The sequence below is a fragment of the Micrococcus endophyticus genome, from assembly GCF_014205115.1.
Lineage (GTDB): Bacteria > Actinomycetota > Actinomycetes > Actinomycetales > Micrococcaceae > Micrococcus > Micrococcus endophyticus.
In genome coordinates, this window is sequence record NZ_JACHMW010000001.1 from 1,433,556 (window position 1) to 1,447,268 (window position 13,713).

General features: G+C 70.7%; 10 protein-coding genes, 3 pseudogenes and 1 riboswitch. Of the genes and pseudogenes, 5 read left to right on the forward strand and 8 right to left on the reverse strand.

Annotated elements, in window-relative coordinates:
- Window positions 1-219 precede the first annotated feature (219 nt).
- Window positions 220-1,404: a Cmx/CmrA family chloramphenicol efflux MFS transporter gene (locus HDA33_RS06555; protein WP_015780278.1), complete on the forward strand. Its 1,185-nt coding sequence runs from the start codon at window positions 220-222 to the stop codon at window positions 1,402-1,404.
- Entirely contained in the window at window positions 1,401-2,405 is a 1,005-nt protein-coding gene (locus HDA33_RS06560; protein WP_184171981.1) for an IS481 family transposase, read from the forward strand. Before HDA33_RS06555 ends, HDA33_RS06560 begins: the two co-directional genes overlap by 4 nt.
- A 160-nt stretch (window positions 2,406-2,565) precedes the next feature.
- Here HDA33_RS06560 and HDA33_RS06565 read toward each other — a convergent pair.
- From HDA33_RS06565 to HDA33_RS06575, 3 genes and pseudogenes are all read right to left on the reverse strand, one after another.
- Window positions 2,566-2,877 (reverse strand): annotated as a pseudogene (locus HDA33_RS06565) (integrase core domain-containing protein); the annotation flags it as partial.
- A 2-nt stretch (window positions 2,878-2,879) separates the two neighbouring features.
- Window positions 2,880-4,030, reverse strand: a protein-coding gene (locus HDA33_RS06570) for an IS3 family transposase (protein WP_184171058.1) whose coding sequence is annotated in 2 segments (ribosomal slippage) — window positions 2,880-3,760 and window positions 3,760-4,030 — 1,152 coding nt in all. Because the reading frame shifts where the segments join, the coding sequence is not laid out codon by codon here.
- A gap of 83 nt (window positions 4,031-4,113) precedes the next feature.
- Window positions 4,114-4,967, reverse strand: a pseudogene (locus HDA33_RS06575) (IS3 family transposase); the annotation flags it as partial.
- Window positions 4,968-5,126: 159 nt separating this feature from the next.
- On the opposite strand from HDA33_RS06575, the pseudogene HDA33_RS06580 reads away from it, so the two are divergent.
- Window positions 5,127-6,038, forward strand: a pseudogene (locus HDA33_RS06580) (IS5 family transposase).
- A 104-nt stretch (window positions 6,039-6,142) separates the two neighbouring features.
- Here HDA33_RS06580 and HDA33_RS06585 read toward each other — a convergent pair.
- Together HDA33_RS06585 and HDA33_RS06590 are read right to left on the reverse strand one after the other, a co-directional pair.
- Entirely contained in the window at window positions 6,143-7,213 is a 1,071-nt protein-coding gene (locus tag HDA33_RS06585) for a GNAT family N-acetyltransferase (protein WP_184171983.1), read from the reverse strand.
- Window positions 7,210-8,592: a glycine--tRNA ligase gene (locus HDA33_RS06590; protein ID WP_184171985.1), complete on the reverse strand. Its 1,383-nt coding sequence runs from the start codon at window positions 8,590-8,592 to the stop codon at window positions 7,210-7,212. The genes HDA33_RS06585 and HDA33_RS06590 overlap by 4 nt, the downstream gene beginning before the upstream one ends.
- A gap of 140 nt (window positions 8,593-8,732) precedes the next feature.
- Here HDA33_RS06590 and HDA33_RS06595 point away from each other — a divergent pair, with 140 nt between their 5' ends.
- Window positions 8,733-8,978: an RNA-binding S4 domain-containing protein gene (locus HDA33_RS06595; protein WP_184171987.1), complete on the forward strand. Its 246-nt coding sequence runs from the start codon at window positions 8,733-8,735 to the stop codon at window positions 8,976-8,978.
- 12 nt (window positions 8,979-8,990) lie between these two features.
- On the opposite strand, the gene HDA33_RS06600 is transcribed toward HDA33_RS06595, so the two are convergent.
- The gene (locus tag HDA33_RS06600; RefSeq protein WP_184171989.1) at window positions 8,991-9,692 is read right to left on the reverse strand and encodes an alpha/beta hydrolase; all 702 of its coding nucleotides are present in this window, start codon (window positions 9,690-9,692) and stop codon (window positions 8,991-8,993) included.
- 162 nt (window positions 9,693-9,854) lie between these two features.
- On the opposite strand from HDA33_RS06600, the gene HDA33_RS06605 reads away from it, so the two are divergent.
- The gene (locus tag HDA33_RS06605; RefSeq protein WP_420826912.1) at window positions 9,855-10,772 is read left to right on the forward strand and encodes an SGNH/GDSL hydrolase family protein; all 918 of its coding nucleotides are present in this window, start codon (window positions 9,855-9,857) and stop codon (window positions 10,770-10,772) included.
- Between the two features lie 128 nt (window positions 10,773-10,900).
- Here the strand turns inward: HDA33_RS06605 and metX are convergent, their stop codons facing one another.
- Together metX and HDA33_RS06615 are read right to left on the reverse strand one after the other, a co-directional pair.
- The gene (gene metX / locus HDA33_RS06610) at window positions 10,901-12,031 is read right to left on the reverse strand and encodes a homoserine O-acetyltransferase MetX (RefSeq protein ID WP_184171990.1); all 1,131 of its coding nucleotides are present in this window, start codon (window positions 12,029-12,031) and stop codon (window positions 10,901-10,903) included.
- Window positions 12,028-13,380, reverse strand: a complete 1,353-nt coding sequence (locus HDA33_RS06615) for a bifunctional o-acetylhomoserine/o-acetylserine sulfhydrylase (RefSeq protein WP_184171991.1) — start codon at window positions 13,378-13,380, stop codon at window positions 12,028-12,030. The genes metX and HDA33_RS06615 overlap by 4 nt, the downstream gene beginning before the upstream one ends.
- Window positions 13,381-13,511: 131 nt before the next feature.
- Window positions 13,512-13,626, reverse strand: a riboswitch (SAM riboswitch).
- Window positions 13,627-13,713 lie beyond the last annotated feature (87 nt).

A 13,713-nucleotide genomic window follows, 5' to 3' on the forward strand; every position in this document is an offset into this window, starting at 1 on the left:
TGTGCAGTGTTGAGGGAGCGTCGGTAGGGTGAGGAGCATGGCGTGCCCTGAATCAGACACTCAGGGGGCTTTCGGTCACACCGTCAGCCCCCAGACCTCCTGAGTCCTTAACCCGCCGCCTGCGCCTGTGCGCTGAGCGGGCTCTTGGGCAGCTCCCTGGGCGCTGGCCGTGGTGACGAGACGTTTCCCGCTTTTCGTTCTCGTTCCTCGGAGCCCTCCATGCCCTTCGCCCTCTACCTGCTTGCCCTGGCTGTCTTTGCCATGGGCACATCTGAGTTCATGCTTGCTGGCCTCGTGCCAGACATCGCCGCCAGTGTCGGTGTCTCTGTCGGCACAGCTGGGTTACTCACCTCTGCCTTTGCGGTCGGGATGATTCTCGGTGCGCCCGCCATGGCAGCTCTCACCCGTCGGTGGCCCGCCCGGACCACCTTGCTCGGGTGCGTGGTCATCTTCGCTGCCTGTCACGTCGTCGCCGCCACTGCCGAGACCTTCTCCGTGCTGTTCGCAACTCGTGTGGTTGCTGCGGTTGCTAACGCCGGGTTCCTGGCCGTTGCACTCAGCACCGCGACCCGCCTCGTGGCCCCCAGCCGGAAGGGCCGCGCTCTTGCCATCCTCCTCTCGGGCACCACGATCGCCATGGTCGCCGGTGTTCCCGCGGGGGCTCTACTTGGCACGGCGCTGGGATGGCGGGCCACGTTCTGGGCGGTAGCCTTCCTGTGCGTTCCTGCTGCAATCGGCATCCTCACCGGGATCCGTCCACAGCCGAGAGACACGCAGGACGAAGCCAACGATGGCCTGTCTCTCGCCTTCGAGTTGGCGCAGCTCCGCGTGCCCCGTCTTTTCACGGCGATGCTGCTCGCTGCGCTGGTCAATGGCGGGACTTTCGCCGCGTTTACGTTCCTCGCGCCGGTCGTGACCGGGACAGCGGGTCTGGGCCAGGTGTGGGTACCGGTGGCTCTGGTGTTGTTCGGCATCGGGTCCTTCATGGGAGTCAGCATTGCCGGGCGACTGTCTGACCAGCACCCGCGAACGCTCCTCGTTGTGGCCGCGCCGCTCCTGTTAGTTGGGTGGCTGTTGCTCGCGGTGCTTGCTGGGCACTCCGTGCCGCTGCTCGTCCTGGTGTTCCTGCTGGGAATGCTGGCATTCGCTGTGGGAAGCACCATGATCGCTCGAGTGCTCTACGCAGCATCGGAAGCGCCCACCATGGGTGGTTCCTACGCGACTGCCGCTCTCAACATCGGGGCCGCTGCTGGTCCGGCGCTCGGAGCGGTAGCGCTCGAGAGCTCGAGCAACCTTGGTCCCGTGTGGGCAGCGACCGCGCTGACCGCTCTCGCACTCCTCGTGATGCTGCCCACGCTGCGCATGATCGCCCCGCGGGTACGGAATGTGGAGGCTGCCAAGTGACGCACGCTAATGCTCCGTTGAGCCTTGAAGGTCGACGCCGGCTCGTGAATCGGTGCCTGACCCGGCCGATCGCGCACGTAGCTGCCGAGATGGGCATCTCACGCGCGTGCGCTTCGAAGTGGGTCAACCGGTGGAGACGCCATGGCGAAGCCGGGCTCCAAGACCGTGCTTCGACGCCCCACCACAGCAGTACCGCGACAGCCGCCTGTGTCATCCAACAGATCGAGGTCTGGCGGCGAGAGCACAAGTGGTCCGCCCAGCGCATTGCCTACGAGCTCGCCGAGCTGGACGTCAGGATCAACCGGCGTACCGTCAGCCGACACCTGAGCCGGCTCGGCCTTGGCCGACGCCGGTTCATCGACCCTGGCGGCGACACCAATCGCAAGCCAGGGAAGATCACCGCCCGCTGGCCCGGCCATATGGTGCACCTCGACGTGAAGAAGGTCGGCCGAATCCCTGACGGTGGCGGCTGGCGCATTCATGGGCGCAACAGCGACCAGGCTAGGACTGCGGGTCGCGCGAAGTCAGCTGGGGCGAAGCGGGGGTACACCTACCTGCACTCCGCCGTCGACGGATTCTCCCGACTCTCGTACACCGAGCCGCTGACCGACGAGAAGGGACCCACGGCGGCAGCGTTCCTCGCCCGAGCTAAGGCCTGGTTCGCCGCTCACGGGATCTCGCACATCCACCGCGTCATCACCGATAACGGTGCGTGCTACCGCTCGGCCGACTTCGCTCGAATCGTCGGCAACCGCACGCGACACCAGAAGACCAGGCCCTACACGCCCCGACACAACGGGAAGGTGGAGCGCTACCAGCGAATCCTGGCCGAGGAACTGCTATACGCCCGAGAGTTCGAGAGCGAAGAAGCCCGCGACACCGCGATCGGAATCTGGAATATCCACTACAACTACCACCGCCCCCATAGTGGAGCGGGCGGACATCCCCCAGCATCTCGGCTCCGTGCTGGCGTCACCAACGTCTGGCCCTCATACACCTAGGGTCAGGCGTCGGCTTGGACGTGCTCGATTGCGTGACGTAGATGCTCGTCAGTCACTGCGGCGGGATTCTCGCCGGGGCGTGGAGCGGGCTTGTAGGTGAGAGCCGCGTACTCGTAGACACTGCCTACCGTGCCCCCAGAGTCGTTGTGAGCCGCCCCCTTCATTCGGTCCGGACGTTCTGTGAGTCGTCGGTTTCCATTTGATGGGTGCACTGCCGAGCGTACTCGGCTGGGGTTAGGTAGCCGAGCGAGGAGTGCCGGCGGTGGTGGTTGTACTCGTCCTTCCAGTCGCCGATGATGACCTGTGCGTGCAGCAGCGAGTAGAAGCTGTTGATGTTGAGGCACTCGTCGCGGATCCGGCTGTTGAACGACTCGACGTACCCGTTGCGCCACGGCGAGCCCGGAGGGATGTAGGACAGGCCGGTGCGGGTGCCGGCCCAGTCGGCCATCGCCTCGCTGATGTGAGCCGCCCCCTTCATTCGGTCCGGACGTTCTGTGAGTCGTCGGTTTCCATTTGATGGGTGCACTGCCGAGCGTACTCGGCTGGGGTTAGGTAGCCGAGCGAGGAGTGCCGGCGGTGGTGGTTGTACTCGTCCTTCCAGTCGCCGATGATGACCTGTGCGTGCAGCAGCGAGTAGAAGCTGTTGATGTTGAGGCACTCGTCGCGGATCCGGCTGTTGAACGACTCGACGTACCCGTTGCGCCACGGCGAGCCCGGAGGGATGTAGGACAGGCCGGTGCGGGTGCCGGCCCAGTCGGCCATCGCCTCGCTGATGAACTCCGGCCCGTTGTCCGACCTGAGCACCGCCGGGGCGCCCCGGGCGGCGACGAGGTCCTCGAGGTGGGCGGTGAGTCGGTCGGCGGTAATCGAGCGCTCCACGAGGTCGCCGATGCACTCCCGGGTGTGTTCGTCGACGATCGAGCAGATCTTGATCGGTCGTCCGTGCTCGTCGGCGTCGAACTGGAAGTCCACCGCCCACACCACGTTCGGCGCGTCCGCCGTCGGCGCGTCGACGGTCGAGGACCCGACGCGCTTGCGTCGACGCCGCTGCGGGACCCGGAGCCCTTCGTCACGCCACAGGCGTTGGATCTTCTTGTGGTTCACCACCCACCCCTCGGCGCGGGCGTCGTGATACGCCCGCCGATACCCGTAGCGGGGATGGTCCTTCGCCCAGGCGCGCAGCCACTGCCTGAGCGCCCGATCCGGGTCCGCGACCGTGTCGCCCTTGAGCGGTCGCCGGTACGCGGAGCGGCTCAGCCCGACCAGACGGCACGCCATCCGTTCGCTCACCCGCAACTTGCGCTTGAGGTGATCGACGGCGGCGCGGCGCCTGTCCGGGCTTAGAAGTTTCCCTCAGCCAGCTCCTTGAGCGCGGCCTTCTCCAGCTCCGCTTCCGCGAGCAGACGCTTCAGGGTCGCGTTCTGCTTCTCCAGCTCCTTCAGGCGCTTTGCGTCGTCGGCCTTGAGGCCGCCGTACTGGTTCCGCCACCGGTAGTACGTCTGCTCGGACACCCCGAGCTCCCGGCACACCGCCGCGACGTCCTGACCATCGGCGAGCATCCTGTCGGCCTGCCCGAGCTTACGGACGACCTGCTCCGGGGTGTGACGCTTCCTGCTGTTCGTCATGATCTGACCAGTCTCCCTGCCCGCGACCGCGGGCAACAGGACGACTCTCATAACGACTGGACCTACGAAACGGGGGCAGCCCAGATGAACTCCGGCCCGTTGTCCGACCTGAGCACCGCCGGGGCGCCCCGGGCGGCGACGAGGTCCTCGAGGTGGGCGGTGAGTCGGTCGGCGGTAATCGAGCGCTCCACGAGGTCGCCGATGCACTCCCGGGTGTGTTCGTCGACGATCGAGCAGATCTTGATCGGTCGTCCGTGCTCGTCGGCGTCGAACTGGAAGTCCACCGCCCACACCACGTTCGGCGCGTCCGCCGTCGGCGCGTCGACGGTCGAGGACCCGACGCGCTTGCGTCGACGCCGCTGCGGGACCCGGAGCCCTTCGTCACGCCACAGGCGTTGGATCTTCTTGTGGTTCACCACCCACCCCTCGGCGCGGGCGTCGTGATACGCCCGCCGATACCCGTAGCGGGGATGGTCCTTCGCCCAGGCGCGCAGCCACTGCCTGAGCGCCCGATCCGGGTCCGCGACCGTGTCGCCCTTGAGCGGTCGCCGGTACGCGGAGCGGCTCAGCCCGACCAGACGGCACGCCATCCGTTCGCTCACCCGCAACTTGCGCTTGAGGTGATCGACGGCGGCGCGGCGCCTGTCCGGGCTTAGAAGTTTCCCTCAGCCAGCTCCTTGAGCGCGGCCTTCTCCAGCTCCGCTTCCGCGAGCAGACGCTTCAGGGTCGCGTTCTGCTTCTCCAGCTCCTTCAGGCGCTTTGCGTCGTCGGCCTTGAGGCCGCCGTACTGGTTCCGCCACCGGTAGTACGTCTGCTCGGACACCCCGAGCTCCCGGCACACCGCCGCGACGTCCTGACCATCGGCGAGCATCCTGTCGGCCTGCCCGAGCTTACGGACGACCTGCTCCGGGGTGTGACGCTTCCTGCTGTTCGTCATGATCTGACCAGTCTCCCTGCCCGCGACCGCGGGCAACAGGACGACTCTCATAACGACTGGACCTACGAAACGGGGGCAGCCCAGTTGACCGGAGCGGCGGCAAGTTGGTCTAGGGCGTGTCTGAGAATGGATCCACGGGTCAGCTGAGACCCTGGGGGCATGTCCCGGTTCCAGGTCCTCTCCGATGCCCAATGGGAGCTGATCGCCCCGATGCTCCCAGCCCGGACCGGCCGCGCCGGCAGGCCTTCGCCGATGCCCGCGCCATGGTGGAGGCGATCATCTACCGGTACCGGTGCGGAATCGCTTGGAGGGATCTGCCCGAGGTCTACGGGCCCTGGCAGACCGTGTGGACCTGGCATCGGCGCCTGGCCGAAAAAGGCACCTGGGACACGGTGCTGGCCACGCTGACCGCCGCAGCTGACGCCGAAGGTCTGATCGACTGGTCGGTCTCGGTGGACTCCACGATCGCCCGCGCCCACCAGCACGCCACGAACATCACCCGCCACACAGGGGGCTGGGTCGAACTACAAGAATCCGCGTGAAGAGAAGAATCCGCGTGAAGAGCCGACCGATCACGGCATCGGGCGCTCCCGGGGCGGGTTGAGCACGAAGATCCATCAGCTTGTGGACGGGACCAGGCTGCCGCTGGTCAGCCTGATCACCCCCGGCCAAGCAGGAGACTCCCCGATGCTGCTGCCCCTACTGGGGCAACTGCGTGTGGCACGGCCTGCAGGCCGGCCTCGCACCCGCCCGGAGGCCGTGCTGGGCGACAAGGCGGACTCCTCGAAGGCGATCCGCACCCACCTACGCGCCCGCCGGATCAAAGCGGTCATCCCCGAACCGGCCGACCAGCAGGGCCACCGCAGACGGCGCGGTGCCCGCGGCGGGCGCCCCGTCAGCCTCGACGCGGACGCCTACAAGGGCCGCAACGTCATCGAGCGTCAGTACGCTCACCTGAAGCAGTGGCGGGGTCTGGCGACCCGGTATGACAAGTACGCGATCATCTACAGGGCCGCTGTGGTCCTGAATGCTGTGCTCGCATGGTCAAAACGATTGTCAGACATGCCCTAGTCGTCGTCGACCTCCCCACCAGGAGCACGGCGCGCCGCAGCGCACGGAGGCGGGCGGCGTCGTCGCCGGGAGCGGGGCCCTCGCCGAGGCCCGCATCGTCGGGGTCAGGCGGCGTCGTCGACGAACACATACGTGTCCACGAGCGTGCGCGCGGCGTTGCCGCCGATCAGCCCGTCCACGATCCGCTCGAGCGGGGCCATGGCCTCGTCCACCTCGACCTGCACGGGGTGCTGGGCCACGAGGAGGGCGAGCAGGTCCGCCACGGACTGCAGCGCGTCCTCCTCGGACAGCTCCGGGTCCCAGCCCACAAGCACGTCCGCCGGGGCGTCCTGGCGCTCGGGCGTGTAGGACACCGCGAATGCGCGGATGCGCCCGCCCTCGGCCTTCGGGGCGTCCCGGAGCACGACGGCACCCGAGGCCCCGGTGGCCGGGCCCAGCAGCAGCTGCTGGGCGGCGCCCACGCTCATGGCGGAGGGGTCCCAGGCGTGCACGGCGTCGTAGAACGCGGCCACCGCCTGGGTCAGCTCGACCGAGCCCGTGGAGGCCTCCTCCAGGACGACGCCGTCCGGCCGGTCCTCGTCGCGCACGTCCGGCAGCCCGATGGCCCCGGGGGCCACGGCCACGCGGCGCGAGCGCTGCACGGGGGTGAACCCCTCGGCGGCGAGGAAGGCCTCGGTGCCGGCGGCCAGGGCGGCGGTCTGGGCGCGCACCGCCTCGGTGTCCACGCCCTCCTCCCCGGCCGTGCCGGGCACCAGGGCGTCCTTGGCGAACCGGGCCTTCAGCGCCGTCGTCGGGATGGCGCCGGCGGCGTGCGCCTGTGCGGCGAGCCCCCGCAGGGCCGCCACGAGCGCCCGGCCGAAGCCGCGGCGCCGCTCGGTGGCCGCGGTCTCGACGTACAGCCACAGCCGCTGCGGGTGCAGCGACGAGGCGTAGACGACGCCGGCCGCCACCGGGACGCCGGCGTCCTCGGCCACGAGCGCGCGGCGCCAGGGCCGCTCGGCGTCCTCGGCGAGCATCGCGCGGTCCTGGTGCTGCTGCACGTTGGCGGGGTCGCCCCACACCTGCAGCAGAGCCAGGTCGTCCCCGGCGCGCCACGGCCGCAGCACGACCTCGCCGCCGCTCACCGCGGCGGAGTCGAACAGCGCGCCGGCGTCGTCGTCGTATGCGCCGCTCACTTGACCAGGCGCTCCAGCAGGTAGGACTTCACCTGGGTCAGGGCCACGCGCTCCTGGGACATGGTGTCCCGCTCGCGGATGGTCACGGCCTGGTCCTCGAGGGTGTCGAAGTCCACGGTGATGCAGAACGGCGTGCCGATCTCGTCCTGGCGGCGGTAGCGGCGGCCGATGGCGCCGGAGTCGTCCGTCTCGATGTTCCACAGCGCGCGCAGCTCGGCGGCGAGCGCCTGCGTGGCCGGCTGCAGCTCCGGCTTCTTGGACAGCGGGAGCACGGCGGCCTTGACCGGGGCCAGGCGCGGGTCCAGCTTCAGCACCGTGCGCACGTCCGTGCCGCCCTTGGCGTTGGGGGCCTCGTCCTCGGCGTAGGCGTCCACGAGGAAGGCCATCATGGCGCGCGTCAGGCCGAAGGACGGCTCGATCACGTAGGGCGTGTAGTGCTCGTTGTTGGCCTGGTCGAAGTACTGCATCTTCGTGCCGGAGTGCTCGGTGTGGCGGCCGAGGTCGTAGTCCGTGCGGTTGGCGACGCCCATGAGCTCGCCCCAGCCGTCCCCGCCGCCGAAGCCGAAGCGGTACTCCAGGTCGATGGTGCCGTCCGAGTAGTGGGCGCGCTCCTCCTCGGGCACGTCCAGGCGGCGCAGGTTCTCCGGGTCGATGCCCAGGTCGATGAACCAGTCCCAGCACGCCTCCACCCAGGTGTCGAAGTGCTGCTTGGCCTCGGCCGGCGGCACGAAGTACTCGATCTCCATCTGCTCGAACTCGCGGGTGCGGAAGATGAAGTTGCCGGGGGTGATCTCGTTGCGGAACGCCTTGCCGATCTGGCCGATGCCGAACGGCGGCTTCTTGCGGGACGCGCCGAGCACGTTGAGGAAGTTCACGAAGATGCCCTGGGCGGTCTCGGGGCGCATGTAGTGCAGCCCCTCCTCGTTGTCCACGGGGCCGAGGAACGTCTTGACGAGGCCGGAGAACATCTGGGGCTCGGTCCAGGCGCCCTTGGTGCCGCAGTCCGGGCAGACGATCTCGTCCATCGACGCGGACCGGCGGCCCTTCTTGGCCTCGAAGGCCTCGAGCAGGTGGTCCTGGCGGTGGCGCTTGTGGCACTGGGTGCACTCGACGAGCGGGTCCGTGAAGGTCTCCACGTGGCCGGAGGCCTCCCACACGGCGCGCGGCAGGATGATGGAGGAGTCCAGGCCCACCATGTCCTCGCGGGAGCGCACGAAGGTCTTCCACCACTCGGCCTTGATGTTCTCCTTCAGCTCCACGCCGAGGGGCCCGTAGTCCCATGCGGAGCGGGAGCCGCCGTAGATCTCACCGGCCTGGAACACGAAGCCTCGGCGCTTGGCGAGGTTGATGACGTTGTCCAGCGGGGACTTGGCAGCCATGGGGGCATCACTTCCGTACTCATCGGCGGGGCGGGAGGGGATCACGACGACGACGGCGCCCGTCCGCCTGGCGGCGTCGGGCCCGTTCCGGCGCGGCGCGCCGGTCGATCCCGACCAGCCTACCGGCCATGATGGACACCATGACCGAGACGACCCCCGCCGACGCCCGTCCCCTGCCCATCCGCGACGCCTCCATCCGCCTGGGGCAGGCCCTCAAGCTCGCCGCCCTCGTGGAGGACGGCGCCATGGCCCGGGACGTGGTCCAGGACGGCCTGGTGACCGTCAACGGCGCCGTGGAGACCCGCCGCGGGGCCCAGCTCAAGGACGGGGACGTGGTGGAGTTCCACGGCGAGGCCGTGGTGATCGAGGCCGGTTCCGCCGACTGAGCGCAGGCGTCCTCAGCGCACCATGTGCTCGAGGTACTCCTTCACGTGGCCCAGCTCCTGCTGGTTGATCGCGTGCGGCAGGCCCGCGTAGACGATCTTCATCAGGTCCACGTGCGCGTTGAGCCAGGCGTGCGAGGCCTCGACGCGGGCCTCGGAGATGATCGGGTCGTCCTGGCCGCGGCCCCAGAACACCTTGGGGCGGACGCGGGCGACCTCGTCGTCGCCGTCGAAGAGGCCGGCCAGGCCGGACTCCTCGCGGGTCGGGTCCACCACGAACCCGGATAGCGCCACGGTGGCGGCGTAGGCGGTCGGGTCCAGGCGCAGCAGCGACGTCGCCAGGGCCATGCCCTGCGAGAAGCCGAGCAGGGAGACGGTGCGGAAGCCCTCCCGCACCGAGCCGACCCACGCGTGCAGGTCCTCGATCGCGGTCCGGACGGACGCGGCGTCGGAGCCGATCTCGCCGGTGACCGGGTCCTGGGAGAGCGGGAACCAGGCGTAGCCGCCGGGCTGCAGCGTCATCGGGGCGCGCACGGCGGCCACGGTGAAGCGCTCGGGCAGGTGCGGGACGAGGCCGAACAGGTCATCCTCGTTGGCGCCGTAGCCGTGCAGCAGGATCAGCAGGTCCTCGGTGCGCTCGCCCTCGGGGCGCGACCAGCGGACGGTGAAGGGGGCGGTCTCGGAGGACGGTGCGGTGTTCGCCGTGTCGTTGTTCACCGCGCCAGGCTAGCCACCCCCGCTTTCGCTCGGGAAATCGTCGTCACCATGCGGGCTGAATCGCCCGATGGCGACGATTTCCCGAGCGAAAGCACCGGCGGGGGTGGCCGGGGCCGGCAGGGCCGGTTGACCGACGACGGCGGCGCCTCCAGACTACGACTCGTGAGTAACCAGCAGGAATCCGCCCCGCAGCACCCCGCCGCCGCCGAGGCCGAGCCGCCGGCGGACGTCGTGACGCGCGCCGAGACCGCCGCCCACCCGTGGCGGCGCTACGTGGCGATCGGCGACTCCTTCACGGAGGGCATCGGCGACCCGGACCCAGACCGCCCCGGCTACCACCGCGGCTGGGCCGACCGCGCCGCCGAGGAGCTCGCGCGCCGCACCCCGGACGGCGAGGACCTGGCCTACGCGAACCTCGCCGTGCGGGGGAAGCTGCTGGACCAGATCGCCGCGGACCAGGTGGAGCCCGCGCTCGCCCTGCGCCCGGACCTCATCAGCGTGTGCGCCGGCGGCAACGACATCCTGCGCCGCGCCGACCCGGACGACGTCGCGGTCCGGCTGGACGCCGTCGTCGAGCGCCTCTCCGCGGACGGGGCCACCGTGCTGCTGTTCAACGCCACGGACACCAAGGACACCCCTGTGCTGGGGCGCATCCGCGGCACCGTGGCGATCTACAACGAGAACGTGCGCACCGTCGCGCTGCGCCACGACGCCCTGGTGGCGGACATGTGGTCCCTCAAGGAGCTCGCCCGCCGGGAGATGTGGGCCGAGGACCGGCTGCACTTCTCCGCCACGGGCCACCACACGATCGCCGCGATGGTGCTGGACACCCTCGCCGTGCCGCACGGCCTCGAGCCGCTGCGCCCGGAGCCGGCCGCGCCGCGCACATGGCGTCAGGCCCGCGCGTCGGACGCGGCGTGGGCGCGCACCCACCTGGCCCCGTGGGTGGTCCGGCGCATCCGCGGCGTCTCCTCGGGCGACGGGGTCAGCGCCAAGCGCCCGGTGCCCGCGCCGCTGTTCGGGGCCGAGATGCCCCACGGTTCGGACCCCACGGAGCCGCTCGACGTCGTCGCGCGCTGAGCCCCTCCCGACACCCCCGGCGCCCCGCCCCCACCGGCGTTTTCGTTCGGGAAATCGTCGTCACCATGGCGGCGAAACGGTCGCGTAGCGACGATTTCCCGAGCGAAAGTCCAGCGGGGTGGGCGGGGTCAGAGCGCGAGGGAGTCGCGCAGGGCGTCGGCCACCTGGCCGTACTCGGTGAGGAACCCGTCATGGCCGATCGGCGAGACGATCGTGTGCACGGGCGGCCGCGCCGGCAGTACCGCGGCAAGCGCCTGGGACTCGGCGGGCAGGTACAGCCGGTCGCTGTCCACGGCCGCCACGAACGCCCGGCCCCGGTACCCCGCGAGCGCCGCCTCCACGCCGCCGCGCCCGCGGCCGACGTCGTGGCCCATCAGGGCCTCGGTGAGCAGCAGGTAGGAGTTCGCGTCGAACCGGCCGGTGAGCTTGGTGGCCTGGTGGTCCAGGTAGGACTCCACGGCGTAGCGCCCGCGCCCGCCGGGCACCCCGACGACGGCGCCGAACGGGTCCTCGGCAACCTGCGGGCTCCGACCGAAGCGGTGCTCCAGCTCGCCGGCGGTGCGGTAGGTGGTGTGCGCGATGCGGCGGGCGATCCCGAGCCCGGCCGCCGGGCCCGCGCCCTCGTAGTAGTCCCCACCGAGGAACCCCGGGTCGAGGCGGATCGCCGCGGTCTGTGCCTGCCCCCACGCGATCTGGTCCGCGGAGGAGCGGGCGGTCGCCGCCAGCACGCCGACGCCGGCCACGCGCTCGGGGTGCGTCGCCGCCCACTCGAGGGCCCGGGCGCCGCCCATCGACCCGCCGATGACGGCCTGCCACGCGCCGACGCCGAGGTGGTCGGCGAGGCGCCGCTCGGCCTCCACCGCGTCCCGCAGGGTCAGGAACGGGAAGCGCGAGCCCCACGGGCGGCCGTCGGCGGCCGGCGAGGACGGGCCGGTGGAGCCGTGGCAGCCGCCCACCATGTTCGGGGCGACGACGAACCACCGGTCCGTGTCCACGGCGCGGCCGGGCCCCACGAGGGCGTCCCACCAGCCCGGTGTCGGGTCGGCGGCGTGCGCGGCGACGTGGGAGTCGCCCGTGAGCGCGTGCAGGACGAGCACGGCGTTGGAGCCGTTGGCATCCAGCTCGCCCCACGTCTCGTAGGCGAGCTCGACGTCCGGGAGCACCCCGCCGGTCTCCGTGCGCAGCTCCCCGATCCGCAGCCGGTGGCGGCCGCCCTCGGGCAGGGCCGCGCGGGGCGGCCGGCTCACGGTGGCCGTCACTCCCGCTCCCCCGCCGAGGCCGCCGCCGCGAAACCGCGCTCGAGGTCGGCGAGGATGTCCTCGAGGTCCTCCACGCCGAGCGAGAGCCGCACCAGGCCAGGGGTGACGCCGGCGGCGCGCTGCTCGTCGTCGGTGAGCTGGGAGTGGGTGGTGGAGGCCGGGTGCACCACGAGCGAGCGGACGTCGCCGATGTTGGCCACGTGGTGGTGCAGGGTGAGTCCGTCCACGAACGCGGCCCCGGCCTCGCGGCCGCCGGCGATCTCGAAGGAGACGAACGCGCCCGCGCCCTTCGGCAGGTAGCGCTGGGCGCGCTCGTGCCAGGGGCTGGACTCCAGGCCGGCGTAGACCACCTTCTCGACGTCGTCGCGACCCTCCAGCCAGCGCGCCACCGCGGCCGCGTTGGCCACCTGCCGCTCCATGCGCAGGGACAGGGTCTCCAGGCCGAGGTTCACCAGGAAGGCGTTGAACGGGGAGATCGCGGAGCCGTAGTCGCGCAGCAGCTGCACGCGCGCCTTGAGGATGAAGGCCAGGTTGGCGCCGAGCGGCGAGCCCACCCCGAGGTCCCGCGCGTAGACGAGCCCGTGGTACGACTCGTCCGGCTCGTTGAAGCCGGGGAAGCGCTCGGCGTGCTGCGCGTAGTCGAACGTGCCGGCGTCGACGATCACGCCCGCGATGGCCGCGGCGTGCCCGCCGAGGTACTTCGTGGCGGAGTGGGTGACGACGTCGGCCCCGTGCTCGATCGGGCGCAGCAGGTAGGGGGTGGCCAGCGTGTTGTCCACGATCAGCGGCACGCCGGCCTCGTGGGCGGCGTCGGCGACGGCGCGCACGTCCAGCACGTCCCCACGGGGGTTGCCGAGGGTCTCGCCGAAGAACGCCTTGGTGTTCGGCCGGACGGCGGCGCGCCAGGACTCGAGGTCGTCCGGGTCGGTCACGAACGTCGTCTCGACGCCGACCTTGGCGAGGGTGTGCTTGAACAGGTTCTGCGTGCCGCCGTAGAGGCTGGCCGAGGCGACCACGTGGTCGCCGGCGCCGGCGAGGTTGAGGATCGCGAACGTCGTCGCCGCCTGACCGGAGGCCAGCAGCAGCGCGCCGACACCGCCCTCGAGCGCGGCGATTTTCTCCTCCACCGGGCCCTGCGTCGGGTTGCCGATGCGGGTGTAGAGCGGGTCGAGGTCCTTGAGGGCGAACCGGTCCGCGGCCACCTGGGCGGACGGGAAGTCGAAGGAGGTGGTCTGGAAGATCGGCAGGGCGGTCGCACCGAAGGCGTGCTGACCGGGCGCGGCGCCCGCGTGGACCTGGGCGGTGGAGAAGCCCCAGGCGTCGGGGGTCGGGGTGGTCTGGTCGGTCATGGCGGACCCTCCTGAAGGGTTCAGGGGCCGGACCCGAACCGCCCCGCCCGGCGGCCGACGTGTCGATCCGGGAACCGGCGTCGTCGAGGTGCCGGAGATGACCCGGCGCCGTCGAGAGGGGCCGTGGGAGCGGCCCGCGCTTGCCGGCGCCCGTGCGGGACCGGCCTGGTCGTCACCCGGGGCACCCCACCGCGGAAGGAGGGTTGCCGGCCAGCATGCCGGGGCCTGTTGCTGGCTCTCGTGACCGTATGACCGAGTGTAGCCGTCCGCTCCGCCACGATTTCGTCACCCGTGTCACACGCGGATACGCTTCCGGCACGGGGACACCCGGCG

What these genes read in the sequence shown, in the direction of transcription:
- HDA33_RS06555 (WP_015780278.1), top strand. Translation starts at nt 220, where the DNA reads ATGCCCTTCGCCCTCTACCTGCTTGCCCTGGCTGTCTTTGCCATGGGC.
- HDA33_RS06595 (WP_184171987.1), top strand. Translation starts at nt 8,733, where the DNA reads ATGACCGAGACGACCCCCGCCGACGCCCGTCCCCTGCCCATCCGCGAC.
- HDA33_RS06615 (WP_184171991.1), bottom strand. Translation starts at nt 13,380, where the DNA reads ATGACCGACCAGACCACCCCGACCCCCGACGCCTGGGGCTTCTCCACC.
- HDA33_RS06590 (WP_184171985.1), bottom strand. Translation starts at nt 8,592, where the DNA reads ATGGCTGCCAAGTCCCCGCTGGACAACGTCATCAACCTCGCCAAGCGC.